General features: G+C 67.8%; 24 protein-coding genes. 9 read left to right on the forward strand and 15 right to left on the reverse strand.

Going from position 1 to position 26,373, the window contains the following annotated elements; all coding sequences use genetic code 11:
* Positions 1 to 12: 12 nt before the first annotated feature.
* The 5 genes from PYV00_RS00285 to PYV00_RS00305 form a co-directional block, all read right to left on the reverse strand.
* Complete coding sequence (locus PYV00_RS00285) at positions 13 to 966, reverse strand: glutaminase (RefSeq protein WP_275226236.1); 954 nt, start codon at positions 964 to 966, stop codon at positions 13 to 15.
* Between the two features lie 93 nt (positions 967 to 1,059).
* On the reverse strand, positions 1,060 to 1,887 hold the full coding sequence (locus PYV00_RS00290; RefSeq protein ID WP_275226237.1) for an alpha/beta fold hydrolase: 828 nt from the start codon (positions 1,885 to 1,887) through the stop codon (positions 1,060 to 1,062).
* 90 nt (positions 1,888 to 1,977) lie between these two features.
* Positions 1,978 to 2,163 carry a hypothetical protein gene (locus tag PYV00_RS00295; RefSeq protein ID WP_275226238.1) on the reverse strand — a complete coding sequence of 62 codons (186 nt, stop codon included), beginning with the start codon at positions 2,161 to 2,163 and terminating at the stop codon, positions 1,978 to 1,980.
* 135 nt (positions 2,164 to 2,298) lie between these two features.
* Entirely contained in the window at positions 2,299 to 2,484 is a 186-nt protein-coding gene (locus PYV00_RS00300; RefSeq protein ID WP_275226239.1) for a hypothetical protein, read from the reverse strand.
* Positions 2,485 to 2,634: 150 nt separating this feature from the next.
* Positions 2,635 to 3,309 carry a response regulator transcription factor gene (locus PYV00_RS00305; protein ID WP_275226240.1) on the reverse strand — a complete coding sequence of 225 codons (675 nt, stop codon included), beginning with the start codon at positions 3,307 to 3,309 and terminating at the stop codon, positions 2,635 to 2,637.
* A 221-nt stretch (positions 3,310 to 3,530) separates the two neighbouring features.
* Here PYV00_RS00305 and PYV00_RS00310 point away from each other — a divergent pair, with 221 nt between their 5' ends.
* From PYV00_RS00310 to PYV00_RS00325, 4 genes are all read left to right on the forward strand, one after another.
* Entirely contained in the window at positions 3,531 to 4,430 is a 900-nt protein-coding gene (locus tag PYV00_RS00310; RefSeq protein WP_428981600.1) for a UDP-2,3-diacylglucosamine diphosphatase, read from the forward strand.
* Positions 4,427 to 5,494, forward strand: coding sequence for a glycosyltransferase family 4 protein (locus tag PYV00_RS00315; RefSeq protein ID WP_275226242.1), 1,068 nt, complete (start codon positions 4,427 to 4,429; stop codon positions 5,492 to 5,494). The genes PYV00_RS00310 and PYV00_RS00315 overlap by 4 nt, the downstream gene beginning before the upstream one ends.
* A 180-nt stretch (positions 5,495 to 5,674) precedes the next feature.
* A complete protein-coding gene (locus tag PYV00_RS00320) occupies positions 5,675 to 7,555 on the forward strand; it encodes a PQQ-binding-like beta-propeller repeat protein (RefSeq protein ID WP_275226243.1) in 1,881 nt (626 codons plus the stop codon).
* Positions 7,527 to 8,888 (forward strand): hypothetical protein, encoded by a 1,362-nt coding sequence (locus PYV00_RS00325; RefSeq protein ID WP_275226244.1) that lies wholly within the window; start codon positions 7,527 to 7,529, stop codon positions 8,886 to 8,888. The genes PYV00_RS00320 and PYV00_RS00325 overlap by 29 nt, the downstream gene beginning before the upstream one ends.
* Here PYV00_RS00325 and PYV00_RS00330 read toward each other — a convergent pair.
* The 10 genes from PYV00_RS00330 to PYV00_RS00375 form a co-directional block, all read right to left on the reverse strand.
* Complete coding sequence (locus PYV00_RS00330) at positions 8,882 to 9,604, reverse strand: DUF6629 family protein (RefSeq protein WP_275226245.1); 723 nt, start codon at positions 9,602 to 9,604, stop codon at positions 8,882 to 8,884. The two genes, PYV00_RS00325 and PYV00_RS00330, sit on opposite strands and share 7 nt — an antisense overlap.
* Positions 9,605 to 9,694: 90 nt before the next feature.
* Positions 9,695 to 10,498, reverse strand: a complete 804-nt coding sequence (locus tag PYV00_RS00335; protein WP_275226246.1) for an IclR family transcriptional regulator — start codon at positions 10,496 to 10,498, stop codon at positions 9,695 to 9,697.
* Between the two features lie 2 nt (positions 10,499 to 10,500).
* Positions 10,501 to 11,511 carry an LLM class flavin-dependent oxidoreductase gene (locus tag PYV00_RS00340; protein ID WP_275226247.1) on the reverse strand — a complete coding sequence of 337 codons (1,011 nt, stop codon included), beginning with the start codon at positions 11,509 to 11,511 and terminating at the stop codon, positions 10,501 to 10,503.
* A gap of 69 nt (positions 11,512 to 11,580) precedes the next feature.
* Positions 11,581 to 12,267 (reverse strand): phosphate regulon transcriptional regulator PhoB, encoded by a 687-nt coding sequence (gene phoB / locus PYV00_RS00345; RefSeq protein ID WP_275226248.1) that lies wholly within the window; start codon positions 12,265 to 12,267, stop codon positions 11,581 to 11,583.
* On the reverse strand, positions 12,264 to 12,947 hold the full coding sequence (gene phoU, locus PYV00_RS00350) for a phosphate signaling complex protein PhoU (RefSeq protein ID WP_275226249.1): 684 nt from the start codon (positions 12,945 to 12,947) through the stop codon (positions 12,264 to 12,266). The genes phoB and phoU overlap by 4 nt, the downstream gene beginning before the upstream one ends.
* 11 nt (positions 12,948 to 12,958) lie before the next feature.
* Entirely contained in the window at positions 12,959 to 13,723 is a 765-nt protein-coding gene (gene pstB, locus PYV00_RS00355; protein WP_275226250.1) for a phosphate ABC transporter ATP-binding protein PstB, read from the reverse strand.
* Positions 13,724 to 13,728: 5 nt separating this feature from the next.
* Positions 13,729 to 14,628: a phosphate ABC transporter permease PstA gene (pstA, locus tag PYV00_RS00360; RefSeq protein WP_275226251.1), complete on the reverse strand. Its 900-nt coding sequence runs from the start codon at positions 14,626 to 14,628 to the stop codon at positions 13,729 to 13,731.
* Entirely contained in the window at positions 14,621 to 15,994 is a 1,374-nt protein-coding gene (gene pstC, locus PYV00_RS00365) for a phosphate ABC transporter permease subunit PstC (RefSeq protein WP_275226252.1), read from the reverse strand. Before pstC ends, pstA begins: the two co-directional genes overlap by 8 nt.
* Positions 15,995 to 16,011: 17 nt before the next feature.
* Positions 16,012 to 17,055, reverse strand: a complete 1,044-nt coding sequence (locus PYV00_RS00370) for a substrate-binding domain-containing protein (protein WP_275226253.1) — start codon at positions 17,053 to 17,055, stop codon at positions 16,012 to 16,014.
* A 233-nt stretch (positions 17,056 to 17,288) separates the two neighbouring features.
* Complete coding sequence (locus tag PYV00_RS00375; RefSeq protein WP_275226254.1) at positions 17,289 to 18,275, reverse strand: sensor histidine kinase; 987 nt, start codon at positions 18,273 to 18,275, stop codon at positions 17,289 to 17,291.
* 223 nt (positions 18,276 to 18,498) lie between these two features.
* On the opposite strand from PYV00_RS00375, the gene zwf reads away from it, so the two are divergent.
* Genes zwf through PYV00_RS00400 form a run of 5 tightly spaced genes read left to right on the forward strand, consistent with a single transcriptional unit; the run spans position 18,499 to position 26,180 of the window.
* Entirely contained in the window at positions 18,499 to 19,941 is a 1,443-nt protein-coding gene (zwf, locus tag PYV00_RS00380) for a glucose-6-phosphate dehydrogenase (protein ID WP_275226255.1), read from the forward strand.
* A 56-nt stretch (positions 19,942 to 19,997) separates the two neighbouring features.
* Positions 19,998 to 21,815 (forward strand): phosphogluconate dehydratase, encoded by a 1,818-nt coding sequence (edd, locus tag PYV00_RS00385; protein ID WP_275226256.1) that lies wholly within the window; start codon positions 19,998 to 20,000, stop codon positions 21,813 to 21,815.
* A complete protein-coding gene (glk, locus tag PYV00_RS00390) occupies positions 21,812 to 22,789 on the forward strand; it encodes a glucokinase (RefSeq protein WP_275226257.1) in 978 nt (325 codons plus the stop codon). Before edd ends, glk begins: the two co-directional genes overlap by 4 nt.
* Positions 22,786 to 23,412, forward strand: coding sequence for a bifunctional 4-hydroxy-2-oxoglutarate aldolase/2-dehydro-3-deoxy-phosphogluconate aldolase (eda, locus tag PYV00_RS00395; RefSeq protein WP_275226258.1), 627 nt, complete (start codon positions 22,786 to 22,788; stop codon positions 23,410 to 23,412). The genes glk and eda overlap by 4 nt, the downstream gene beginning before the upstream one ends.
* Positions 23,409 to 26,180 carry a phosphoenolpyruvate carboxylase gene (locus tag PYV00_RS00400; protein WP_275226259.1) on the forward strand — a complete coding sequence of 924 codons (2,772 nt, stop codon included), beginning with the start codon at positions 23,409 to 23,411 and terminating at the stop codon, positions 26,178 to 26,180. The genes eda and PYV00_RS00400 overlap by 4 nt, the downstream gene beginning before the upstream one ends.
* The last annotated feature ends 193 nt before the right edge of the window (positions 26,181 to 26,373 follow it).

Genomic DNA, 26,373 nt, shown 5'->3' on the forward strand with positions numbered 1-26,373 from the left:
TCGCCGCCCCCTTCAACCCTCGGGCGCGCTCAGCACGACAGGCTCGAACACCGACCAGCCGGTGCGCTGCACCAGCCGTTCGAGCGCCAGCGTGCCAAGCTGCGAATTGCCGCGCTCGTTCAGCCCCGGCGACCAGACTGCGATCGAGGCGATGCCCGGCACGATCGCCAGGATGCCCCCGCCCACGCCCGATTTGCCCGGCAGGCCAACACGAAAGGCGAACTCGCCCGATCCGTCGTAATGGCCGCAAGTCATCATCAGCGAAAGGATGCGCCGCGCCCGCTGCGGCGAGACGACCGAGCGGCACGTCGCCGGATTGCGCCCGCCGTTCATCAGGAAACGCCCGGCCAGCGCAAGCTGGCGGCAATTCATCGCCAGCGCGCACTGGTGGAAATAGATGCCCAGCACTTTGTCCACCGCGTGCTGGATATTGCCGAAAGCGCGCATGTAATTGGCCAGCGCGACATTGCGAAAGCCGGTTTCCTGCTCGCCGCCGGCCACCTTGTGATCGATGACGATGCCGTCATCGCCGGCCAGCGCGCGCACGAAGCGCAGGAACTGCGCAATCGCCTCGCGCGGTTCGTAACGGCCGAGCAGGATATCGCACATGACGATGGCGCCGGCATTGATGAAGGGATTGCGCGGAATGCCCTGCTCGGTCTCCAGCTGGACGATCGAATTGAACGCGCTGCCCGAAGGCTCGCGCCCCACGCGCCGCCACAAGGCATCGCCCACTGCGCCCAGCGTCATGGTCAGGCTGAAGACCTTGCTGACGCTCTGGATCGAAAACGCGGTGTCGGCATCGCCCGCGGCATAGGATACGCCGTCATGGCCGATCACCGCGATGCCGAAATGCGCCGGGTCGATCCGCGCCAGATCGGGGATATAGCTTGCCACCGCGCCACGCTCGGTCGCCTGCGCCATTTCCGCCGCGATCTCGTCCACGATGGTCTGCAGGTCAACCAAGCTTCGCCCCTGTCGCTGATGCGCGATGATTGCCTCGCCTTCGCCGGCGACGCCAGCGGCAAAGTGGCCTGGCGCCGCGCCGGGCCGGCGCGATCAGACGGGCCGGACCTGCGCGGCCAGTTCCCCGAACGCGGCCGCGACCGCTGTGGGATTTTCGATCCAGGGGAAATGCCCGCCTCCGGGGATCGCGCGGAATAGCGCGTTGGCGGTGTGGAAGCGATCCTCGCCCCAGCCGCCTTGCCAGACGATGCGATCGTCCGATCCGGCCAGGACCAGCACCGGAAGCGTCGCCGGCCACCAGAGCGCGCGGTAGACATGATCGAAGTTGTCTTCCGACCAGTCCGCGGCGGCGGCGTTGTACGGCATTCGCGCCAGCAGCGCGCGGCCGGCGGCGAGCCCTTGCGCGGTGAAGTTCCATTCCGCCGAGGCGACCGCGATCGCGGCGATGTTCCCGTCGCGCCGGTCCCGTTCATAGACCGCCGTCGCCGCCTCGACCTCCGGCAAGGGATGCCGCGCGGTCATTGCCACGAAGTGGCGGTGCCAGGCCGCGTCGGGCGCGGTATCGAGCAGCGCCAGTCCCACGATGTGCCGTTCCAGCTCGGGCGTGGCGAGCAGATACATGCCGCCGGTGGAGTGCCCGGCGAAAACCACGTTGGGCAAGGCCCGCGCCGCCTCGACCAGCACTTGCGGCCACGCGGCGAAAGGATCGCCCGCCGCGCCGGGCGGAGCGCGGTTGGAACCATCGCCCGGCAGATCGACCAGCCAGACCGCGCCGGGCACATTCAGCGCCGTGGCCAGTTCATCCAGGCTTTCGGAGCCGATGCCGGGTCCGCCGGGCAGCAGCAGCCAGTTAAGGTCGCCCGCGCGGGCCGAATGCTTGCGCAAGCGTACGCCCGAGGGCGTGAAAACCGTTTCTGGCATCACGCCGCTCCAGCGATGTCATGGCCCATGGGCGAAAGGCGGATGCCCCGCCGAGGCGCCGGGCCGCAGGTCGCGGCCCGGCAATCGGGTTCAGCGCGCGTTGTGGCGCACGACGCGGTGCGTCACCGCGTTGATCGTCGGTACTCCGCCGACTTTCGCGGCGAGTTCGGCCGAAGGCATACGATCGGCCAGGCTGCGCGGCGTCTTGCTCTTGCCGACCTTGGCAATGGCGTGGGCGTTTTCGGCGGAGCCATAAGGCGTCAGTTGCATGGACATTGAGAAATCCTCCCTGTTGAACCATCGGTTCCCCGGGCTGGCGGGAACCGTGGTGATGAGACGGCCAGCCCCGAATACAAAGCGTACGTCAAAAGCAACGCGCACCGGGCCGCGCGCAGGGCGCGGCCGATCGGCTCAGCGCGCGTTGCGCCGCACGACGCGGCCCGAGCCCATCGTGCCGATCGCGGTATTGCCGACTTTCGCAACCAGTTCGGCCGAAGGCATACGATCAGCCAGGCTGCGCGGCGTCTTGCTCTTGCCGACTTTGGCAATGGCGTGGGCATTTTCGGCCGAGCCGTAAGGCGTCAGTCGTTCAGTCATCAGGAAACCTCCGTGTTGGACCTTCAATCCCGCAAGCGAAACTGCCCTATCGCATCCGGTCTGACAACCCTTGCGCGCTGGCCGGCAAGCCTCGCGCGGCAATGCCGGGACGAAGCGTTGCCACGGCGCGCCGCGGCGCCCAGCGCCTTCTCACACCGTGTCGAAGACGTAGCCCAGCGAGCGCACGGTGCGCAACGGGTTGCCCGCGCCGACCGCGCGCAAGGCGCGGCGCAAGCGGCCGATCCAGACATCGACGGTGCGTTCGTCCACCGCCGGCTCCTGCTTGCCCAGCGCGCTGATCAGCTGCGCGCGGGTGAAGACGCGGCCAGGATGCTCGACGAAATAGCGCAGCAGGCGGAATTCATTGGGCATCAGCGAGATCGGCTTGCCTTTCCAGCGCGCCTGGAACGCGGCGACATCGATCGTCAGCTCGCCTTGCGAGACGCTGCGCGTGGCGGCCGCCTCGTGCTCGTGCAGGTTCGCCGCCAGCACCCGGTCAAGCAGCGCGGTGCGGGTGAGCGGCCCCAGCATGTAATCGTCCGCGCCGCTGCGCAGGGCACGCTTGCGGTCTTCCTGGTCATCGTCTTCCAGCACCATGGTGACATGCGCCTGCGAGGTCAGCGGATCGCAGCGCAGCCGGCGGCACACTTCCAGCCCGGAGATTTCGGGCAGCACCCAGTCGACGAAGGCCCAGAGCGAACCCTCGATCAGCGGCAATTCGTCAAGATTGGCCCAATGATGCAGGACAAGCGCGAAATCGTCATGGCGGAAGGGTGCCATGCCGCCATCCAGTTCCCGCGTCAGTAGGATGTCGATCCGCCGCATCTTCCCCTGTCCAGTGCCAAGCGAGGCTGCTTCTGGCGAGCCATTATGACGAGCGGGTGACATATCGGCGACGCTTGCATGAAACACGCAAGGCAACCGCCCGACGGCGGATTTCCGCCATCCTTTTGTCCACAGTTGTCATTGAACTGACCCGGTATCGTCACGGAGGCGAAATGCGGAACAGATAGGGACTGCAATGCAAATGAAAGGGTTTCATGCGCATGCAGCTTGATGAAGGCGGTCTCCTCGCCCGGCAGGATACATCCGCGGGCAACGGCACCAGGATTCCGGCATGGCTGGACCTTCCCGATCCCAAGTCGTTCCGGCCCAAGCGCAAGTATCGCACGGTCTGGATTTCCGACATCCACCTCGGCACGCGCGGCTGCAACGCCGCGATGCTGGTCGACTTCCTGCGCTCGATCGAATGCCAGACGCTGTACCTGGTGGGCGACATCGTCGATGGCTGGCGGCTGCGCAAGGGCTGGTACTGGCCCGACGAGCACAACGAAGTGGTGCGCCGCGTGCTCAAGATGGCGCATCGCGGCACGCGCGTGGTGTTCATCGCCGGCAACCATGACGAGATCCTGCGCGATTACGCCGGGCTGACGTTTGGCGGCGTGGAACTCGTGCTCGAAGCGGTGCACCAGACGGCGGATGGCCGCAAGCTGCTGGTCACGCATGGCGACAGCTTCGATGGCGTGGTGCTCTATGCCCGCTGGCTCGCCTTCCTGGGCGATGCCGCCTATGGCCTGCTGCTGCGCGCCAATATCGTGATGAACGCGGTGCGCCGGCGCCTGCACCTGCCTTACTGGTCGCTTTCCGCCTATATGAAGAAGCGGGTGAAGAACGCGGTCGCCTTCATTTCCTCCTACGAGGAAGCGGTGGCCACCGAAGCGATCAACCGGGGCCTTGACGGCGTGGTCTGCGGCCACATTCACTGCGCGGAAATCCGCCAGTTCGGCGGCATCACGTATTACAACGATGGCGACTGGGTGGAAAGCTGCACCGCGCTGGCCGAAGACGCGCAAGGCCAGATCGCGATCATCGACTGGGCCGAGGAAAAGGCCGCCGCCGGCACGCCGATCCGCGCGCTGGAAAAAGAGGTTGAGGCCACCGCGTGAAGCTTGCTCTCGCGACTGACGCGTGGTTCCCGCAAGTCAACGGGGTCGTCCGCTCGCTTTCCACCACGGTGGCCGAACTGGAACGGCGCGGCATCGGCGTCGATCTGGTGACGCCCGACCAGTTCCTGACCGTGCCGATGCCGGGCTATGCCTCGATCCGGCTGGCGATGGCGCCGCGCTTCGGCGTGCGCAGGAAGCTGGACGCGGCCCAACCCGATATCGTCCACATCGCCACCGAAGGCCCGATCGGCTGGGCCGCGCGCGGCTGGTGCCTCTCGCGCGGGGTGCCGTTCACTTCGGCCTTCCACACCCGCTTTCCCGAATATGCCTCGGTCCGCACCGGCATCAGCGCCGAGCGGTTCTGGCCGATCATGCGCCGGTTCCACGCCGCCAGCCGCGCGGTGCTGGTCTCCACGCCCAGCCTCGCGGCCGAACTGGCCGGACGCGGCATCGCGCATACCCGGCGCTGGAGCCGGGGGATCGACCACGGCCTGTTCCATCCCGAAGGCCCGCGCCATCCGGCCATGGCGGGCCTGTCCGGCCCGGTGCTGCTCTATGTCGGCCGCGTCGCGCCGGAAAAGAACATCGGCGCCTTCCTCGATCTCGCCGTGCCGGGCACCAAGGTGGTGGTCGGCGATGGCCCTTCGCTGGAAACACTGCGCCGCCGCCATGGCAAGGCGCTGTTCCTGGGCGCGCTTTCGGGCGAAGAACTCGCCGCCGCCTATCGCAGCGCCGACTGCTTCGTCTTCCCGAGCCTGACCGATACGTTCGGGCTGGTGGTGATCGAGGCGCTGGCCAGCGGCGTGCCGGTTGCCGGCTATCCCGTCACCGGCCCGATCGACATCCTGGGCCCCGATGGCCTGGGCCCGGATGGCGACCTGCCCGCGCCTGCCGGCGTGCTCGACCCTGATCTGGCGACTGCGGTGCGCGGCGCGCTCGCGCTGGATCGCGCGGCCGCGACCCGGCTCGGCCGCCAGTTCTCTTGGGAACGCGCCACCGACCAGTTCCAGGGCGCCATCGAAACCGCGCTGGCTGAAAGCCGCCACCCCGCGCGCGCCGCCTGAAGGCCCCTTCCCCCGCGCCACCCCCTGCCCGCCTGCGAAAATCCGCCCCGGCGCTCTGGCCGGGCTTGCCAGTGGCGCGCCCTTGGGGTTTCTAGCGGGCAAGAAAAAGACGGACGGGATGGGCGGATGCAAGCGCGATGGGAAACGGATCGAGCCGCAAGCGGGCGGACCTTCAGGCTTATGGCGTTCGCCCTCTTCGCACTGGTCTTTCTCGTGCTGGCCGCATGGATGGCGCCGCTTCGCGCCGCGCCCGTCTCTACCGAGGATCTGCTGGCGGACAAGACGCCCGGCGTCACGGCGCAGGCTGCCCAGTTCCCGATCGGCGCGGAAGTCTACACGCGATATTGCGCCGCCTGCCATGAGACCGGCGCCGGCCGCGCGCCCGCCCGGATCATCCTGAGCAACATGACGCCCGAGATGATCCATGCCGCGCTGACCACCGGCGCCATGCAGGCGCAAGGCGGCGCGTTGAGCGAGGAGCAGAAAGTCCAGGTTTCCCAGCACCTCAGCGGGATCGCGATGGGCAGCAGGGCCAGCCTGCCGCCAGCGGCGATGTGCACGGGCGCGCGGGCGCGGTTCGATATCAACCAGCCGCCCGCTTTCGCCGGCTGGGGCCTCGATCATGCCGACACCCATTCGGTAACGAGCGCGCAAGCCGGGATCAATCGCGCCAACGTGGGCAAGCTGAAGCTCAAGTGGGCTTTCGGTTTTCCCGGTGCCACCCGCGCCCGTTCGCAGCCGGCGCTGGGCGGCGGGGCGATCTTCGTGGGCAGCCACGGCGGCATGGTCTATGCGCTGGACCGCGAGACCGGCTGCGTGCGCTGGCAGTTCGACGCGACGGCCGAAGTGCGCACCGGCATCGTGCTGAGCCCGTGGCGGGCCGGCGATACCGGCGCGCGCCCGCTGGCCTTCTTCGGCGACTGGCAAGGCAATGCCTATGCGGTGGAAGCCTTCACCGGCAAGCTGGTGTGGAAAGTGCGGGCGGACCAGCACCCCGCCGCCGTCATCACCGCCACGCCGGTGCTGTGGCAGGACACGCTTTACGTCGCGATCTCCTCGCTGGAAGAAGCGGCGGCGGCTACGCCGGGTTACGTGTGCTGCACCTTCCGGGGCTCGATGCTCGCGCTCGATGCGCGGACCGGCGCGGAACGCTGGCGCAAGTGGCTGGTCGACCAGCCGGTGCCGCAAGCCGGCGGCAAGCACATGGGGCCTTCGGGCCTGCCGGTCTGGGCGGGCATGGCGGTGGACACCGCGCGCCAGCGCCTGATCATCGGTACTGGCGGCAATTACTCGCGCCCCACCACCCGGCTGACCGATTCCATCGTTGCGCTCGATCTGGCGACGGGCGACGTGGTCTGGGATTTCCAGTTGATCAAGGATGATGCCTGGAACGTCGATTGCGTCACACCCGATCCCGATCAGTGCCCGGTCGATGCCGGCCCCGATTACAACTTCGGCACCGGCGCGGCGCTGGCCAGGGGCAAGGACGGGCGCGACTATGTCGTCAACAGCAGCAAGGCCGGCATCGCCTTCGCGCTCGACGCGGCGACCGGCGCGGTCAAATGGACCGAGCGGCTCGGCCGGGGCGGCATGGCGGGCGGCACCCATTTCGGCATCGCCACGGTCGACGGCCGCCTGATCGTACCGATCAGCGACATGCCCGACGGCACCAAGAACCCGCTGGAACCGCGCCCCGGCATCCATGCGCTGGATATCGTCACCGGCACATCGCTGTGGCAGGCGCCCGCGCCGCAAGTCTGCGAGGGACGCCCGTTCTGCCTGCCGGGCTACAGCGGCGCCATCAGCGTCACGCCCGAACTGCTGTTCGCCGGCTCTGACGACGGATTCCTGCGCATCTACGATGTCGCCACGGGCAAGGTGCTCTGGGAAACCGATACCATGCGCGACTTCGCCACGGTGAACGGCGTGGCGGCGAAAGGCGGCGCGATGAGCGGCGGCGCGGCGCCGATCGCCGATCACGGGCAGCTTGTCGTCTCGTCGGGCTATGGCTTCGTCACCAAGATGCCGGGCAATGTGCTGCTGGTGTTCGAACCCGAATGACGCGAGCGCGATCCTGACCGGCACGCCGCACGACCCGATCGACCATGCGCGCGGCAGCGCGACCGGGATCGTGTTTCCCGCGCGCCCGGACATGCTGCGCGGCGCGGACGCGGCCGTGTTCCTGACTGCCGCTTTCCACGCCTATGGCTCATTACCGCGGGACAACCGGGTGGTCGCGGTGCGCCGCAGCGCGCCCTTTGCCGGCGGCAATTCCGGCCAGAAGCTGGCACTCGACATCGCCTACGCGCGCCCCGCGCCGTACCTGCCGACCGCGCTGTTCGCCAAGTTCTCGCGCGATTTCACCGATCCCTTTCGCGATCGGCGGCGCTTCGAGCTGGATGGCGAAGTGCGCCTTGCCGCATTATCCCGCCTGCCGGGGTTCCCGATTGCGGTCGCGCGGCCGATGTTCGGTGATTTCGATCCCGCCAGCGGCACCGGCCTGCTCGTGACCGAGCGCATCGCGTTCGGCCGGCCGCCGATCGAGCCGCTCCACGCCAAGTGCATGGACCACGAGCTGGCCGATCCGCTGGCCTATTATCGCGTGCTGGCAAGCGCGCAGGCGCGGCTGGCCGCGGCACACAAGGCCGGGCATCTCTCGCCGCAGGTCGATCGGCTGTTTCCCTATCGCCGCGCCCAGGCCGAGGCGGACTTGCCGATCGCGTGGGACGAGGCGGGGCTGCGCGCGAAGATCGCCGCCCTCGCCGGGTTCATCGCGCGCGTTCCGCAGCTTTTCCCGCCCGCGCTGCGGACGCCCGCGTTCGCCGACAAGCTGCTGCGCGACGCGATCGGCTTCCTGCGGCACGAGGCGCAAGTCCGGCGCTTCCTCCAGGCCGATGCCGGTTTCATCGCGCTGTGCCACTGGAACACCAACATCGACAACGCGTGGTTCTGGCGCGAGCCGGACGGGGCGCTGCGTTGCGGCCTGCTCGATTGGGGCATGGTCCGGCAGATGAACGTGGCGACCGGCCTGTGGGGCGGCCTTTCGGCCAGCGACACCGCGTTCCTCGAAGCCGAGCTGGCCGGGCTGCTGGCGCATTACGCGGCGGAGCTGGCGGCCCACGGCGGCCCGCGCCTCGATCCCGCGCGGCTCGGGCTGCATTTCGATCTCGCGCTCGCGATCACCGGGCTTTCGCTGATGATGGACCTGCCCGCGCTGGTGGCGGCGCGCCTGCCGGACATCGACGCGGTGACAGGCCCGCGCGATCCCGCGCTGGGCGCCGACAAGGTCGTGCAGGGGTTCCTGCTGGTCACGACCAATTTCCTCGCCTTGTGGCAGGCGCGCGATTTCGGCGCGAGCCTTGCCGCGATGCTGGCGGAAGAGCGCCCCTACTGATCCGCCCGGCCCGACCGCGAGAACCGCAGCCAGGGCAGCAGAAACGGCTTGAGGATCGGCGAGAGCCGGTTGGGCGTGGCGATGGCGATATCGCGGCGGCTGAACTGCCAGTAGATCACGATGCTGAGGATCGCGGCATAGAAGCACCAGACCGAAGCGAAGGCATATTCCTTGACGATCTGCGCGATCGTCAGCCCGATGACATTGAGCACGCCATACCACCGGACGACGCGATGGCTGGAAAGCACCAGCGCGCCGCACGTGGCCAGGATATAGAGCAGCGACACGCCGAAATTGCCCGTGACCGGATTGCGATAGGCGATCGAATGCTGCTCCACGAAGCAGGTGCTCTCAAAGAAGATCAGCCCATAGATCATCCAGCCGCAGACCAGCATCCCCAGCACGGTCAACGCCGTGATCGCCCGGCGCCGCCAGCCCGGCGGCTCCAGCAGCAGGACCGCGAGCGGCATCAGCAGCGGCAGGATGCCCTGGGCATAAAGCATGAAAAGGAACGTGACGTGGCCCAGCGCCACCGGCCCGACCCGGCCATCCAGCCCCAGCCAGACCATGCCTTCGGTGAACTGGTGCAGCGCGAACAGGCCCGGCACGGCGGCGAACAGCAAGGCGCGCGGTTCGCGGACATGGCGCAAGGTCGCAATGCCGATCGCGCCGAGCACGCCGGAAGCGGCAAAGCTCGCGCTGGCCGAAAAGCACATGCGATTGTCTCCTGAAAGGAACGGGCAAGCCGCTGTGCAGCGCTTTGCCGCCGATAGCCAGCGCAATGGCGGGAGCGTCGGCCGCGCCGCTCAGCCGAGGCCGCGAAAGCCCAGGCTGCGCGAGATCGTCGCGCCTTCCTCGCCCACCAGGCGGGCCAGTTCCTCCAGCCGATCGGCCGAACGCGAGCTTGGCGCGGCGACCACCAGCGCGCCGACGACCGCGCCCGCCGCATCGCGGATCGCCACGGCCGTGCCGGTCACGCCCTCGGCCGCCTGATCGACCGTCTGCGCCACCCCGGCCGCGCGGATCGCCGCGATCTCCCGGGCGAGCGCCGCCGGATCGACCAGCGTGGCGGCCGTGAAGCGCTCTGGCCGCAGGCGGGCCAGATAGGCGCTGGCCGCCGCTTCCGGCCCGGCCGCCAGCAGCGCCCGGCCGCCTGCTGTCGCATGGAGTGGCCGCCGATCGCCGATCGAGACGGCGAAGCGCACCGCGTTGCGGCTTTCGATCACATCCACATACGTCAGCCGCTCGCCATCGTCGTCCGCCACCGCGAACAGCACCGTCTCGCCCGAGCGTTCGGCCAGCCGGCGCAGCCCGTCACGAATGAGGTCTGACGAAGCAAAGCGCCGCCGCGCCTCGGCCAGCGCGCTGCCCAGGCCGAAAGCACCGGGGCCAAGCCGCCAGGCGCCATCGGCGGCGGCGACGAAGCCTTCGTCGGCCAGGCCGCGCAGCAAGGCGGCAAGGCTGCTCTTGGGCGTGCCGAGCAGGCGCGAAAGGTCAGCAAGGCTGAGCGGCGCGGGGCTGGCGCACAGCGCTTCGAGGATGCGGATCACCCGCGTCACCGATTGCGGCGACTGGGCGCGGCGCGCCTCCGCGGGCTGGTCCGCCAGCACGATCAGCGGAACGCCGGGATCACTTCGCTGGCGAAGAGGCCCGCGTAGTCAAGGAAGCGATCGGCCGGCAGGCCGGGCGGGCGCATCAGCATCACGTGCTCCACCGGCACCCGGCCGCGCTGCGCGCGGAAATGGTCGATCGCCTCGTCCGGCGTCATCACGTGCATGATATGGCTGCGCTTGAAGGCATCGAGGTCCATCGGCTTCAGCGCGGCGTTGGCCAGGCCGATGGCGTTGTCCTCGTTCATCCAGGCGCCATAGGCATTGCTGACCTGATGGAAGTAGGGCGCCAGTTCGTCGATCGCCGCCTGCTTGTCGCGCGCCACCACCAGCATCAGGTTCTGCAGCCAGATCCGCGCGTGCGACGGGTCCTTGCCTTGCGCCACCAGCGCATCAAGGTAGGTTTCGCAGACTTCCTCGTTGCCGAAATAGCCATCGCCATACTTGGCCACGCGCTGCAACGCCTTGGGCGCGAAGCCGCCGATGAACAGCGGAATCTGCCCGCGCGGGCTGCGCGGTTCCACCCTGGCGCCTTGCAGGCGGAAATGCGCGCCTTCGAAATCGACCGTCTCGCCATCCCAGAGCCGGCGGACGATCGACAGGAATTCATCGAAACGCGCGCCGCGCTTGCCGAAATCGAGCCCCATCGCGGCATATTCGCGCCGCCGGTAGCCGATCGCCAGCCCCATCTCGACCCGGCCGTTCGACAGGATATCGAGCACCGCGCAATCCTCGGCGAAACGCAGCGGATCGTAAAGCGGGCCAAGGCCGACAGCCGATCCGATGCGGATCGTCCTGGTCCGCGCGGCGATCGCAGCCAGCGCCAGCATCGGCGAAGGCATGTAGCCGTCATCGGCGAGATGATGTTCGGGCACCCAGGCGCCAGTGAAGCCCAGCCGTTCGGTCTCGGCGATCACATCGAGCGTTTCGGCATAGAGTTCCGCCGGGGAACGGTGGAATTCCCGTGGGTTACGAAAATCGTAAAGGTAGCCGAACGTCAGGTTTCCGGTCACATGTCCCTCCGGGCAAAGGCGATGTCCCTTGCCTAGAGCGGAATGCGGCGCGGTAAAAGCCGGATCGTGTCAGCTTACGTCCATGGCATAGCCGGCCGCGCGCACGGTGCGGATCGGATCGACGTCACCGGGGCGGTTGACCGCCTTGCGCAGCCGGCGGATGTGCACGTCCACCGTACGCTCGTCGATATCCGAATCCATGCCCCAGACACCGTCGAGGATCTGCTGACGCGACAGCACACGGTTCGGGCGCTCCATGAAATAGCGCAGCATCTTGAACTCGGTGGGCCCCAGGTGCAGCGGCTCGCCATCGCGGCGCACGCGGTGCGAGGTGGGATCAAGCTCAAGATCGGCATATTGCAGCACGTCGCCAGCCAGCGCCGGACGGCTGCGGCGCAGCAGCGCCTCGATCCGGGCCATCAGCTCGCGCGGGGAGAACGGCTTGGTGACGTAATCGTCGGCGCCGGTCTTGAGGCCGCGGATGCGATCCTCCTCCTCGCCGCGCGCGGTCAGCATCACGATCGGGATGCGCGCGGTTTCCTTGTCCTTCCGCAGCTGGCGGCAGACCTCGATGCCGGGCACCTGCTCGATCATCCAGTCCAGGATGATCGCGTCGGGCGCCTGCTCGCGCACCATGACGAGCGCTTCCTCGCCATCGCCGGTGCTGCGCACGTCATATCCTTCGGCGCTGAGGTTCCATGCGAGCAAGTCGCAAAGGGCGGTATCGTCTTCGACGACAAGAACACTCGGGTTCATTTGCGTTCGTCCTTTGCGTCACGCTCGGAGCAGTATTCGCCCGTCGCGGCGTAATAAACCATTTCGGCGACGTTGGTCGCATGATCGCCGATGCGTTCGAGATTGCGCGCGATGAACAGCAGCTGCGCCGCGCTGGTGATGGTGGAGGGGTTTTCCATCATGTGCGTGAGCAGCGAACGGAACAGCGTGTTGTAGAACTGGTCCAGCTTCTCGTCGCGGCGGATCACCTCGACCGCCAGCATCGCATCGCGCGAGCCATAGGCGTTGAGGATATCGCGCACCATGCCCTGGGCGATCTCGGCCATGGCCGGGATCAGGGTGATCGGCTCGATCTTGGGGCGGCCTTCCAGTTCATCGACGCGCTTGGCGATGTTCTTGGCATAGTCACCGATCCGCTCGATCACGCCGGAGATCTTCAGCGCGGCGATCACGTCGCGCAAGTCATCGGCCATCGGCGCGCGCAGCGCGATGGTGCGGACGGCCAGCCGATCGACCTCGGCCTCCAGCGCATCGAGCCGGGCATCGTTGGCCACGACCTGCCGGGCAAGATCCTCGTCGTGCCGCGTCAGCGCGTCGATGGCATCGCGGATGGCCACTTCGGCCAGGCCACCCATCTCGGCGATGAGGCCGCGAAGCTGGCTGATCTCGCTGTCGAATGCTTTGACGGTATGATCGACCATGGCAACCTCTCTCAGCCGTAACGGCCGGTGATGTAATCCTTCGTGCGCTCCTCGCGCGGATTGGTAAAGACCTGGCTGGTCTCACCGTATTCTACCATGGAACCGAGGTGAAAGAACGCCGTCCGCTGCGAAACGCGCGCGGCCTGCTGCATCGAGTGGGTGACGATGACGATGGCGTAATTGTCCTTGAGCTCGTCGATCAGTTCCTCGATCTTCGCGGTGGCGATCGGGTCCAGCGCCGAGCACGGCTCGTCCATCAGGATGACTTCGGGGCTGACGGCGATGGCGCGGGCGATACACAGGCGCTGCTGCTGGCCGCCGGAGAGCGCGGTGCCGGCATCGGTCAGCCGGTCCTTCACCTCGTCCCACAGGCCGGCGCGGATCAGCGCCTTTTCGACGATCAGATCCATCTCGCCCTTGCCCTGTGCCAGCCCGTGGATGCGCGGGCCGTAGGCCACGTTCTCGAAGATCGACTTGGGGAACGGGTTGGGCTTCTGGAACACCATGCCGACGCGGGCGCGCAGCGCGACCACGTCCATCGTGCCGGCGTAGATATCTTCGCCATCCAGCTTGATCTCGCCAGTGACGCGGGCATCGGCGATCGTGTCGTTCATCCGGTTGAGCGAACGCAGGAAAGTGGACTTGCCGCAGCCCGACGGGCCGATGAAAGCCGTGACGAGGCCGTTGTCGATGTCGATCGAGACATTGTCGATCGCCTTCTTCGGGCCGTACCAGACGTCGACATTGCGCGCGGTGAGTTTGGGTGTTTCGGACATCGATCCTACCAGCGGACTTCGAATTTATTGCGCAGATAGATGGCCAGGCCGTTCATCGCCAGCAGGAACACCAGCAGCACGATGATCGCGGCCGAAGTGTTGACGACGAAGGCCCTGTCGATCTCGTCCGACCACAGGAATATCTGCATCGGCAGCACGCTGGAGGGGTCGGTGAAACCCTGCGGCGGACTGGCAACGAAAGCGCGCATACCGATCATCAGCAGCGGCGCGGTTTCGCCTAGCGCGCGCGCCATGCCGATGATCGTGCCGGTCAGGATACCGGGAAGCGCCAGCGGCAAAACGTGGTGGAACACGGTCTGCACCCTGCTGGCGCCGATCGCCAGCGCGGCGTCGCGAATGGATGGGGGCACCGCCTTGATCGCGTTACGCCCGGAAATGACGATCACCGGCATCGTCATCAGCGCCAGCGTCAGGCCGCCGACCACCGGCGAGGAGCGCGGCAGGTGGAACGTGTTGATGAACACGGCCAGGCCCAGCAGGCCGAAGATGATCGAAGGCACCGCCGCGAGATTGTTGATCGAAACCTCGATCCAGTCGACCCAGCGGTTCCGCGGCGCGAATTCCTCAAGGTAGATCGCGGCCAGCACGCCCATCGGGAACGACAGCGCCAGCGTCACCACCATGGTCAGGAACGAGCCCTTGGTGGCACCCCAGACGCCCGCCAGCGACGGGTCGGTGGAATCCGAGCCCGACAGGAAGCTCCAGTCCAGCCCGCCCAGCCCGTTCTTGAGCATGATGACGAGCAGCAGCGCCAGGAAGGCGAGCGACAGCCCGATCGCGCCCATCCCGAACAGGCGGAAGCGCTTTTCGGCGGCATGGCGGCGCGCCAGCCGCCTGGTCATTTCCGGCGACTGCCAAGGCCCCGGGTTCGAACCCCTAGTCATATGCTTCCCGGAAACGCTTCACGACCCTGAGGGCGATGATGTTGAGGATCAATGTGACGATAAAAAGAACCAGGCCCAGCGCGAAGGCGGAAAGCGTCTTGGGGCTGTTGAATTCCTGATCGCCGGTGAGGAGCTGGACGATCTGGTACGTCACCGTCGTCATGCTCTCGAACGGGTTGAGCGACAGCCGCGCGGCAGCGCCGGCGGCCATGACCACGATCATCGTCTCGCCGATGGCGCGGCTGATCGCCAGCATCACGCCCGCGACGATGCCGGGCAGCGCGGCCGGCAGCAGCACGCGCTTGATCGTTTCGGACTTGGTCGCGCCCATTGCCAGCGAGCCGTCGCGCATCGCCTGCGGCACCGCCGCGATGCTGTCATCCGCCATCGAGGAGACGAAGGGGATGATCATCACGCCCATGACGAGGCCGGCGGCCAGCGCGCTTTCGGTCGAGGGGTTTTCCGCGCCCATGGCGGCGGCGAAATCGCGGATCAGCGGCGCCACCGTCAGCGCGGCGAAATAGCCGTAGACCACGGTGGGCACGCCCGCGAGGATTTCCAGCGCGGGCTTGAGCCAGCGGCGCAGACGCGGGCTGGCATATTGCGTCAGGTAGATCGCGCTCATCAGCCCCAGCGGGATGGCGACCAGCATGGCGATGATCGCGCCGATATAGATCGTGCCCCAGAACAGCGGCACCGCGCCGAAATTGCTCGACAGGTCATCGCCCACCGCGTTGGCCGGGGCCCAGTGCAGGCCGGTGAGGAAGTCGAGCGGCGAAACGTCGCGGAAGAACATGCCCGCTTCGAACACCAGCGAGGCGATGATCCCGAACGTGGTCAGGATCGCCATCAGCGAGGCGGCGAGCAGCAGCAGCATGACGCCGCGCTCCACCCGCGTGCGGGCCGGGAAGCCGGCGCGGATCCGGGTGAAGCCATAGCCGCCGCCGGCAAAGGCGAAGAGGACAACCAGCGCCGCGCCGATCAGGTCGAAGCGCGATTGCGCCGCGCGCATCGGCTCGGCCAGTTGCGCCGAAAGCGGATTGAACGCGGCCGTGCCGGGATTGGCCGCGATCACATGCGCTTCGGCCAGGATCGATTCGCGCTCCATGTCGCCGGCGGGCAGCGCGGCCGCCGCCGGATCGGACATCACCGAGGTTTCAATCAGGCCGGGTTCGATCGAGGACCACGTCGCGAACGCCAGCAGCGCCGGGATGACGATCCACAGCGCCATGTGCCAGCCGTGGTAGCCGGGCGTCGAATGCAGCGAGCCTCGTCCGGTATAGAGCAGCCGCGCCCTGGTCCTGGCCGAGAACCACCCGACAAGGCCAAGGCCGAGAACCGCGGCCAGGACGATGAACCCGATCATCGGCGAAACCCGTGCGCTTACTTCAGCTGCGAGGGATCGAGGAGGGTCATGCCGGCGACGATTTCCGCGCTCTTCTTGCGCACGTCCTCGGGCGCGATCACCATGCCCTTGGCCTTGAGATAGCCATCAGGCCCCCAGGCGGCCGGCCAGGCCTTGACGTATTCGGCCAGTCCCTTGACCGGCGCGAGATGCGCCTTCTTGACATAGATGTAGAGCGGGCGGGCACCGGGATAAGTGAAGTTCGAGATCGTTTCGTAAGTCGGCTCGATCCCCGACATCGGGATGCCCTTGAGCGTATCGGGGTTCTCTTCCAGGAACGAGAAGCCGAAGATGCCGATGGCCTTGGGATTCTGCGAGATCTTCTGGACGATCAGGTTGTCGTTCTCGCCCGAATCGACATAAGCGCCGTCCTCGCGGATCTGGGTGCAGACCGCCTTGTACTTGTCCTCATCGCTGTCCTTGAGCGCCTTGGTGGCGGCATCGGTCTTGCAGCCGGCCTCCAGGATCAGTTCGGCCAGCGCGTCGCGCGTGCCCGAGGTCGAGGGCGGGCCGTAGACCATGATCGGCATGTCGGGCAGCGCCGGGTTGACGTCCTTCCACGAATTGGCGGTGTTCGGCTTGCCGAAGGGATTGGCCGCCAGCGCCTTGTAGACATCGACCGGCGCCAGCTTCATGCCGGGGCCGTCCTTCGCCTCGCCAAAGGCGATGCCATCGATGCCGACCTGGATCTCGACGATCTCGGTCACGCCGTTCTTGGCGCAATCGGCGTATTCCGAAGCCTTCATCCGGCGCGAGGCATTCTCGATATCGGGATGCTGCGCGCCCACGCCGGCGCAGAACAGCTTCATGCCCGCGCCCGTGCCGGTGGATTCGATCACCGGGCTCTTGGCGCCGCTCTTGGCGAATTCCTCGGCCACGGCGGTGGCGAAGGGATAGACCGTGGACGAGCCGACCGCCCGCACGAAATCGCGCGTGCCCGAAGAGGAGCCGCCCGAACCGCCGCACGCCGAAAGCGCGAGCGCGGAAACCGCGGCAATCGAGAAGGACTTGAGACTAGTCATGGAATACCCCTTGGCGTCCTGCTGTGACGCGCCTCTATGGGCGTTGAATGACAGTTCCGTGACAACTTGATGACAAGCCACCCGGAATCGCCCCCGACCCTCGCCGCACGGCCGCATTACTCTTGCCTGGCGCGCGCGGATAGACGCAATGTCGGCTTATGCGCGCCCGGTCATGACCGGATGAAGTCATCCACGCCGCCGCGCCACCCGCGGCCCCGGTTGCGCCCATGCCGTCAGTCCTTGCGCAGCGGCAGCATCATCGACGCGGTGGTGCCCGAACCGGGCCGGCTGGCGATATCGAAGCGGCCACGATGGCGCTCGACGATGTGCTTGACGATCGACAGGCCCAGCCCGGTGCCGCCCGCCGCGCGGCTGCGGCTGGTATCGGCGCGATAGAACCGCTCGGTCAGGCGCGGCAGATGCTCGGGCGCGATGCCCTCGCCATCGTCGTGCACCGCGATCAGCAGCCAGCCGGTGTTGGTCGCTTCAAGCGACACCTGCACCGCGCCGCCCGGCTTGCCGTACTTGATCGCGTTGTCGATCAGGTTGCGCAGCACTTGCGCCATCTGCCCGCGATCCCCGGCGATCGGCGCGTGTTCGCAATTGGCCGTGACGGTGACGGCCCCGCCCGTGCGGAATTCGCCGGCGGTCTCACGCGCCAGCACGACCATGTCGACCGTCTCGGACGGCACCTCGTGCTTGATCGCCTCGATTCGCGAAAGCGACATGAGGTCCGACACCAGCGACTGCATCCGCAGCGCCTCATGCCGGATCGTCTTGAGGAAGCGCTCGCGCGTCGCCTCGTCGCCGCCGGCCTTGGGGTTCATCAGCGTCTCGACATAGCCAAGCACGGTGGCCAGCGGCGTGCGCAGCTCATGGCTGGCATTGGCGACGAAATCGGCGTGCGCGCGCGCGACGCTGACCTGCACCGACAAGTCGTAAAGCGTGACCAGCCGTTCACCGATGCCCACCGGCTTGCAGTCGATCTCCCACACGCTGCCGCCGACCGAGAGCCCACCGACCTTGGCGGTGCCGCCGCTTTCGCTCAGGATCACGGAGACCGCCAGGGGATCGCGAATCGCGATGCGCACGTCCTGCCCCAGGATATGCGCGCCCAGCAGCGCCTTGGCCGCGGCGTTGGCAAAGCTCACTTGCCCGCGCGAGACGATCAGCGCGGGAGTCTGGATATGTTCGAGAAGCTGGACACCGTCGATTGCCATGGCGGCTTCTTAGTGCGCGCGCACGCGATCGGGAAGCGCGCAATCGGCAAAAAGGCTCGCGATCAGCGCGGGGGCGCAGCGGCAATCGGGCCGCACGGTTAAGGAAAAATCCGCTCCCGGGCAAACTGGCGCTTGCAACTCCCCCTTGTGATATGCTGCAACTGCGAGCACCGTTAACGTCAGCAGGAGATCGTGTAGTGCGCTGTACCGGGCACCCGACTGCATGACCAAATTCACCGCGGATCGCCTTCTCCTGTTCGGCGCCACTGGCGATCTTTCGCGCCGGATGCTGCTGCCCTCGCTCTGCGCGCTCGATGCCGACGGCCTGCTCGATCCGCAGATCGAGATCGTCGGCACCGCCCGGTCGGACCTCGACGACGCGGCCTTCCGCAATTTCGCGCGCGAATCGCTGGAGCAGTTCCTGCCCGCCGACCGGCGCGGCGGCATGGCCACGTTCCTCAACCGGCTGAGCTATCAGTCGCTTGACGCATCGAAGCCCGAAGGCTTCGGCGATCTGGCCGCCAAGGTGGGCACGCCGGCCGAAGGGCTCGCCATCTTCCTGTCGACCGCGCCGAGCCTGTTCGAGCCGACCATCCATGGCCTGGCCGCCGGGGGCCTGGCCGGAGAGCGCACGCGCATCGGCCTGGAAAAGCCGCTGGGCACCGATCTCAAGTCCAGCCGCGTGATCAACGACGCGGTCGCCACCGCCTTTCCCGAGGACCGGATCTACCGGATCGACCATTATCTGGGCAAGGAAACCGTGCAGAACCTGCTGGCGCTGCGCTTTGCCAACATGCTGTTCGAGCCGCTGTGGAACGCCGCCCACATCGATCACGTCCAGATCACCGTCGCCGAAACGGTCGGCCTCGAAGGGCGCGTGGCCTTCTATGACGATGCCGGGGCGCTGCGCGACATGGTGCAGAACCACATGCTCCAGCTGCTTGCGCTGGTCGCGATGGAGCTGCCGGTCAGCTATGATTCCACCAATGTGCGCGACGAAAAGGTGAAAGTGCTGCGCTCGCTGCGCCCCGTCGCGCATGGCGAGACGGTGACGGGCCAGTACCGCGCCGGCGCCATCGGCGGGCAGGCCGTGCCGGGATACGATGACGAGCTGGGCAAGGATTCCGACACCGAGACCTTCGTCGCGATCAAGGCGCATATCGACAACTGGCGCTGGAAAGGCGTGCCGTTCTACTTGCGCACCGGCAAGCGCCTGCCCAAGCGGACGACCGAGATCGTCGTGCAGTTCCGCCCGATCCCGCATTCGATCTTCACCGGCCGCGGCGCGCGGATCGCGCCCAACCGGCTGGTGATCGGCATCCAGCCGGCCGAGAACATCACGCTTTCGCTGATGACCAAGGTGCCCGGGCTCGATCGCGAGGGCTTTGGCCTGCGCAGCGTGCCGCTGGAGATCACCATGCCCGATGCCTTCGCCGGGCCGCAGCGCCGCATCGCCTATGAACGCCTGCTGCTCGACCTGGTCGAGGGCGACCAGACGCTGTTCGTGCGGCGCGACGAGGTGGAAGCGCAGTGGGACTGGATCGACGCGATCCGCGCGGGCTGGGAAGAGCATTCGCTTGAGCCCAAGACCTATACGGCGGGAAGCTGGGGGCCCTCGGCCTCGATCGCGCTGGCCGAGCGTGACGGCGTGACCTGGCATGAATGATCGTTTCCTGACCATGCCGCGATACCCGTGGCGGGCCGGAGACCGGGAGTAACGCGATGACCGACCTCGACCCCACGATCGCCCGCGTCACCCGGCGCATCGTCGAACGGTCGAAGGACAAGCGCGCGCGCTATCTCGCGCTGGTCGAGCGCGAGGGTGAGAAGTTCGCCGATCGCGGCTTTCTCTCCTGCTCGAACCTCGCCCACGGCTTCGCCGCCGCCGGGGAAGACAAGGCCTCGATCGCCTCGCCGCGCGGCGGGCCGAACCTCGCGATCGTCACCGCCTACAACGACATGCTCTCGGCGCATCAGCCCTATGGCCGCTACCCGGAGCAGATGAAGCTCTATGCGCGCGAAGTGGGCGCGACGGCCCAGGTCGCAGGCGGCGTGCCGGCAATGTGCGACGGCGTGACGCAAGGCTTCGACGGCATGGAGCTGTCGCTGTTCAGCCGCGACGCGATCGCGCTCGCCACCGGCATCGCCATGAGCCACGCGATGTTCGACGGCATGGCCCTGCTCGGCATCTGCGACAAGATCGTGCCCGGCCTCGTCATCGGCGCGCTGCGCTTCGGCCACTTGCCGGCGATCTTCATTCCTTCCGGGCCGATGCCCAGCGGCATCGCCAACAAGGAGAAGCAGAAGGTCCGCCAGCTCTACGCCGAAGGCAAGGTGGGGCGCGACGAATTGCTGGCCAGCGAAAGCGCCAGCTATCATTCGCCGGGCACCTGCACGTTCTACGGCACCGCCAACTCCAACCAGATGATGATGGAGATGATGGGCCTGCACATGCCTGGCGCCGCTTTCGTGCCGCCGAACACGCCGCTGCGCCAGGCCCTGACCCGCGCCGCCGTCCACCGGCTCGCCGCGATCGGGCGCAAGGGCAACGATTTCCGGCCGATGGCGCGCGTGGTGGACGAAAAGGCGATCGTCAACGCCTGCGTCGGCCTGCTCGCCACCGGCGGATCGACCAACCACGCCATCCACTTGCCGGCGATGGCCCGCGCGGCCGGGATCGTGCTCGACTGGGAGGACCTCGCCGAGCTTTCGGCCGCCGTGCCGCTGATCACGCGGGTCTATCCCAACGGCTCGGGCGATGTGAACCACTTCCACGCCGCCGGCGGCATGGGCTACGTGATCCGCGAATTGCTCGATGCGGGGCTCGCGCACGCCGACGTGCTGACGATCTCGGCAGGCGGGATGCGCGATTACGCCTTCGAGCCGCACCTCGACGAGGAGGAGCTCGGCTGGAAACCCGCGCCCGAGACCAGCGGCGACGATGCCATGCTGCGGCCCGTGTCTGCGCCGTTTCTCGCCGATGGCGGGATGCGGCTCGTTTCCGGCAACCTTGGCCGCGCGACCTTCAAGACCAGCGCGGTCGATGCCGAACGCTGGACGATCGAGGCGCCGTGCCGCGTGTTCGAAACGCAGGAGGCGGTCTCCCACGCCTTCGCCGCCGGCGAGCTCGATCGCGACGTGGTGGTGGTGGTGCGCTTCCAGGGCCCGCGCGCCAACGGGATGCCAGAACTGCACAAGCTGACCCCGCCGCTCGGCGTGCTGCAGGACCGGGGCTACAAGGTCGCGCTCGTCACCGACGGGCGCATGTCGGGTGCATCGGGCAAAGTGCCCGCCGCGATCCACGTCACGCCCGAGGCGCTCGGCGGCGGCCCGCTCGCCTTGCTGCGCGATGGCGACGTGGTGCGGCTTTGCGCCACGGATGGCACGCTTTCCACCACCGCCGATCTGGCCGGGCGCGATCCGGCCCCGGCCCCCATCGCGGAAATGGGCATGGGGCGGGAGCTGTTCGCCATGTTCCGCATGGGCGCGGGTGGCGCCGAGCAAGGCGGATCGGCCATGCTGGAGGTCGCCGGCCTTTGACCACCGACCTCGTCGCCCTGGACATCGGCGGCACCCATGCCCGCTTCGCCAAGGCGACGATCGGCAATGACGGCGCGATCGCGCTGGATGAGCCGATCACGCTCAGGACGTCCGACTATGCCAGCCTGAACACCGCCTGGGAGGATTTCGCGCGGCGGTCCGCGCAGCCGGTGCCGCGCAACGCCGCCATCGCCATCGCCGGGCCGGTGACGGGCGAGACCGTGCGGATGACCAACAATTCCTGGGTGCTGCACCCCAGCCGCCTGGACGATCAGCTCGGGCTCGACGAAGTCACCCTGATCAACGATTTCGGCGCCGTCGCCCATGCCGCCGCGCGCGCGGACGCGAGTGATTTCCTCCATCTGGCCGGGCCCGACCGGCCCTTGCCCGAAACCGGCACGATCAGCGTGATCGGGCCGGGTACCGGGCTGGGCGTGGCGCAGTTCCACCGCTTTGCCGACGGCACCTATCACGTGCAGGCGACCGAGGGCGGCCATATCGATTTCGCCCCGCTCGACGGGATCGACGATGCCATCCTCGCGCGGCTGCGCGCGCGCCACCGCCGCGTCTCGGTGGAACGTGTCGTCTCCGGGCCGGGTATCGTTGATATCCATGCCGCGCTCGCCGCGCTGGAAGGGCGGCCGGTGCCCGATCTGGCCGACAAGGCGATCTGGCAGGCCGGGCTCGAGGGGGGCGATGCGCTTGCCGTCGCGGCCATCGATCGCTTCTGCCTCGCGCTCGGCAGTGTCGCCGGCGATCTCGCGCTGGCGCACGGGGCACGGGCCGTCGTTATCGCCGGCGGGCTGGGCTATCGCATCCGCGACACGCTGGTCGCATCGGGTTTCGCCGGGCGCTTCCGCTTCAAGGGGCGTTACGAGCAGATGATGGCGGCCATGCCCGTCAAGCTCATCACCCATCCACAGCCCGGCCTGTTCGGCGCCGCCGCGGCCTTCGCAAGGGAACACCTGACATGAGCGACCTTTCCGCGCCCGTCGAGGCGATCATGCGCATGGCCCCGGTGATCCCGGTGCTGGTGATAGACGATGTCGCCCATGCCCTGCCGGTGGCCGAAGCGCTGGTGGCCGGCGGCCTGCCCGTGCTCGAAGTGACGCTGCGCACGCCTTGCGCGCTCGACGTGATCCGCGAGATGAAGCAAGTGCCCGGCGCGGTGGTGGGCGCGGGCACCGTGCTGAACCCGGCCGACCTGGACGCCGCGATCGCGGCGGGCGCGGAATTCATCGTTTCGCCGGGCCTCACCAAAAAGCTGGGCAAGGCGGTGATCGCGGCGCATATCCCGCTGCTGCCCGGCATCGCCAATGCCAGCGACATCATGACCGGGCTGGACCTGGGCTTCACCCGCTTCAAGTTCTTCCCCGCCGTCGCCTCGGGCGGGATCGCCGCGCTGAAGGCCATCGCCGCGCCGTTCGGGCAGGCGCGCTTCTGCCCCACCGGCGGCATTACGCACGATACCGCGCCCGAATGGCTGGCGCTTGACGCGGTGCTCTGCGTCGGCGGAAGCTGGCTGATGGCCAAGGGTCCGCCCGATCCCACCGCGATCGAGATCGCCGCCCGCGCCGCGCGGGAGCTGGCGCAATGAGCGGGATCGCCGATCTCGACGCGCGGCTGCAGGAACTGCACCGCCTCACCGCGCAGACCCCGCTCTACAACCCGGTGTTCCAGCTTGCGCTCGAGCTGTCGCGCAAGATCGAGACCGACCAGATGTCGCTCGACGACATCGAGGCGCTCGTCGCCGAGATGGAGTGCGAGGGGCTGCGCGCCCGCGCCGCCCGGCTGGACCGGCTGCTGGCCCCGCTGGCGCCCGAAGCCAACGACCGGCGGCTGGATGCCCTGGCCGGCGAGGACGATTTCACCACCTTCGCGGTGCGCTGGCAGCGCCCGGCCGCCCATATCGTCTTCACCGCCCACCCCACGTTCCTGCTGAGCCAGGCGCAGGCCGACACAGTGGCGGCTTCAGCCTCGAACGGCGATTTCAGCTCGGCCTCGGTCTGCGCCGCGCCGGCCGCGCGCGATACGATCACGCTGGATTACGAACATGACGCGGCAATGGCCGCGATCGCGCGCGGGCAAGTGGCGCGTGACCGGATCAATGCCCGCCTGTTCGATATCGCCGCCGCGCGCTGGCCGAAGAAGTGGAAAAGCCTGCAACCGATGCCGGTGCGCTTCGCCAGCTGGGTCGGCTATGACTTGGACGGGCGCACCGATATCTCGTGGGCCACCTCGATCCGCTATCGCCTGCAGGAAAAGGCCATGCGGCTGGCCGGCTACGCCGCCATGCTGCAGCAGGACGAGCCCGAGATCGCCGCGCGGCTGGAGCGCGCGGGCCTGCTTGCGGGCGAGATGGCCCGGCGCTTCGCCGCCGACCTGTCGGCGCCGCAGGCCCTGTCCGAAGCGGCCAATGCCCTTACCGCCGATCACCCCGACAAGCTGGTCAGCCTCGGCCCGGTCATCGCCGAACTGGAGGAGGAAGCCCGCCATGGCGGCCAGGAGGTGGTGCGCCGGCTGATGGTGGCGACCGCCGCCATGCGCGCCGACGGGCTGGGCATGGGCTGGATTCATTTCCGCGTGAACAGCTCGCAGCTCCAGAACGCGATCCGCCGCCGGATCGACCCGGACGGCAACCTCAATCTCGCCAGCCAGGCCGCGCTGGTGCGGATGCGCGAGCTGCTGGCCGAAGTGAAGCCGCTGAAATCGAACTTCGCGGCGCTGGCGATCGAGAACAGCACCGCCGTGCGCCAGTTCCTCGCCATGGCGCAGATCCTTGGCCACATCGACGCGGACGCGCCGATCCGCATGTTGGTGGCCGAATGCGAGCAGCCGACTACCGTGCTGGCCGCGCTCTATTTCGCGCGGATGTTCGGCATCGAGGACAAGGTGGACGTCTCGCCGCTGTTCGAGACCGAAAGCGCGCTGGAGCACGGCGGCCGTTTCCTCGACGCGGTGCTGGCCGAGCCCGCCTATCGCGAATATGCCCGCAAGCGCGGGCGTATCTCGATCCAGACCGGCTATTCCGACGCCGGCCGCTTCGTCGGCCAGATTCCCGCCGCGCTGGCGATCGAGCGCCTGCAAGGCCGCCTGGCCGAAGCCATGGTAGCGAACGGGCTGACCGACGTTTCCGCGCTGATCTTCAACACCGGCGGCGAATCCATGGGCCGGGGCTGCCATCCTTCCAGCATGGCCGATCGCATCGCCTGGCAGATGTCGCCCTGGGCGCGGCGCCGCTTCGCCCGCGCCGGCATCCGGCTGGAGCCCGAAGTCAGCTTCCAGGGCGGCGATGGCTATTTGTGGTTCGGCTCGCCCGAAATCGCGCTGGCCACGCTCACCCGCTTCGCCGAAATGCCCGCCTGGGGGGCCGATACCGAGGCGCCGACCGATCCCTTCTATCGCCGTACCGACCTCAGCCTCGATTTCTACCGCGCGATCCGCGGCGTGCAGACCGAGCATCTGGCCAGCCGCACCTATTCGCGCGCGATCACCGCGTTCGGCCTGGGGATGCTGAACGATACCGGCAGCCGCAAATCGCGCCGCCAGTCCGACCTCGCCTCGGACCGGACGATGAGCCTCAGGCAAATCCGCGCCATCCCGCACAACGCCATCCTGCAGCAGCTCGGCTATCCGGTGAACGTGATCGCCGGCATCGGCACCGCCGCCGAGAGCAATCGCGAGGAACTGGCCGCGCTGCTGCGCGCCAGCGAGCGCGGCCGCCAGCTTGTCCGCCTGGCCCGCGCGGCCAATGCGCTGGCCAGCATCAAGACGGTGGCCGCCTATGGCGAGCTGTTCAATTCGGCGTACTGGGCCAGCCGGCCCTATCGCGGCGACGAGCAGCACATCGCCGATGCCTGCCTGAAACTGGGCGAATATCTCACCAAGGACGATCGCGCCGGCGTGTTCCGCCGCCTCGCCTCGCGCCTGCGGGTGGATTCGATGAAGTTCCACCGCCTGCTCGACCTGATCCCGGACGAGGCCCCGCTGCCCGATCGCGAGCACACCCGGCGCAGCCTGGGCGTGCTGCAATCGCTGCGCCTGGCGCTGTTCAAGCACATGTTCCTGCGCGCGGTGATGGTCCCCCCGTTCAGCCGCGCCAACGACATCAGCCGCGAGGACGTGCTGGAGATGTTCTTCACCCTGCGCGTCGACGAAGGGCTGGCCCAGCTGCGCCGCGCCTTCCCGATCAGCTTCCCCTCGATCGGCGACTTCTCGGTGAACGAGCCCAGCGACTATCCCGATTCCAGCGCCACCGGCTATGCCCAGATCCACCGCGCCTTCATCGACCCGATCGCGCGGTCCTATGCCCTGTCGCTGCGGATCACGACCGCGATCGCGAACGAGTTCGGCGCGCATGGGTAGATAAGGCGCGAGTGAGCCTGCATCGTCGATCGCAGGCCCGGCGTTCGTCTTGCGCGGGCGGTGGTTCGTCGCGAACGCAAGGCATCGGGCCTCGCATTCATGCAGCGCGATGCGCATCGGTTTGTCGCACGGAACGCTCGAATCACCGGCGCGGCCGCCAGCCCGCCGGGAACATTCATCCACACGAAAGGTT

Source organism: Novosphingobium album (ex Liu et al. 2023), from assembly GCF_029076845.1.
In the GTDB taxonomy this organism is placed as follows: Bacteria; Pseudomonadota; Alphaproteobacteria; order Sphingomonadales; family Sphingomonadaceae; genus Novosphingobium.

Coding starts and splice junctions, on each gene's coding strand:
- PYV00_RS00290 (WP_275226237.1), bottom strand. CDS start 1,887: ATGCCAGAAACGGTTTTCACGCCCTCGGGCGTACGCTTGCGCAAGCAT.
- PYV00_RS00300 (WP_275226239.1), bottom strand. CDS start 2,484: ATGACTGAACGACTGACGCCTTACGGCTCGGCCGAAAATGCCCACGCC.
- PYV00_RS00295 (WP_275226238.1), bottom strand. CDS start 2,163: ATGTCCATGCAACTGACGCCTTATGGCTCCGCCGAAAACGCCCACGCC.
- pstB (WP_275226250.1), bottom strand. CDS start 13,723: ATGTCCGAAACACCCAAACTCACCGCGCGCAATGTCGACGTCTGGTAC.
- PYV00_RS00330 (WP_275226245.1), bottom strand. CDS start 9,604: ATGTGCTTTTCGGCCAGCGCGAGCTTTGCCGCTTCCGGCGTGCTCGGC.
- zwf (WP_275226255.1), top strand. CDS start 18,499: ATGACCAAATTCACCGCGGATCGCCTTCTCCTGTTCGGCGCCACTGGC.
- phoB (WP_275226248.1), bottom strand. CDS start 12,267: ATGAACCCGAGTGTTCTTGTCGTCGAAGACGATACCGCCCTTTGCGAC.
- PYV00_RS00400 (WP_275226259.1), top strand. CDS start 23,409: ATGAGCGGGATCGCCGATCTCGACGCGCGGCTGCAGGAACTGCACCGC.
- phoU (WP_275226249.1), bottom strand. CDS start 12,947: ATGGTCGATCATACCGTCAAAGCATTCGACAGCGAGATCAGCCAGCTT.
- PYV00_RS00320 (WP_275226243.1), top strand. CDS start 5,675: ATGGCGTTCGCCCTCTTCGCACTGGTCTTTCTCGTGCTGGCCGCATGG.
- edd (WP_275226256.1), top strand. CDS start 19,998: ATGACCGACCTCGACCCCACGATCGCCCGCGTCACCCGGCGCATCGTC.
- PYV00_RS00370 (WP_275226253.1), bottom strand. CDS start 17,055: ATGACTAGTCTCAAGTCCTTCTCGATTGCCGCGGTTTCCGCGCTCGCG.
- PYV00_RS00305 (WP_275226240.1), bottom strand. CDS start 3,309: ATGCGGCGGATCGACATCCTACTGACGCGGGAACTGGATGGCGGCATG.
- PYV00_RS00325 (WP_275226244.1), top strand. CDS start 7,527: ATGTGCTGCTGGTGTTCGAACCCGAATGACGCGAGCGCGATCCTGACC.
- pstA (WP_275226251.1), bottom strand. CDS start 14,628: ATGACTAGGGGTTCGAACCCGGGGCCTTGGCAGTCGCCGGAAATGACC.
- PYV00_RS00375 (WP_275226254.1), bottom strand. CDS start 18,275: ATGGCAATCGACGGTGTCCAGCTTCTCGAACATATCCAGACTCCCGCG.
- PYV00_RS00310 (WP_428981600.1), top strand. CDS start 3,531: ATGCAGCTTGATGAAGGCGGTCTCCTCGCCCGGCAGGATACATCCGCG.
- pstC (WP_275226252.1), bottom strand. CDS start 15,994: ATGATCGGGTTCATCGTCCTGGCCGCGGTTCTCGGCCTTGGCCTTGTC.
- eda (WP_275226258.1), top strand. CDS start 22,786: ATGAGCGACCTTTCCGCGCCCGTCGAGGCGATCATGCGCATGGCCCCG.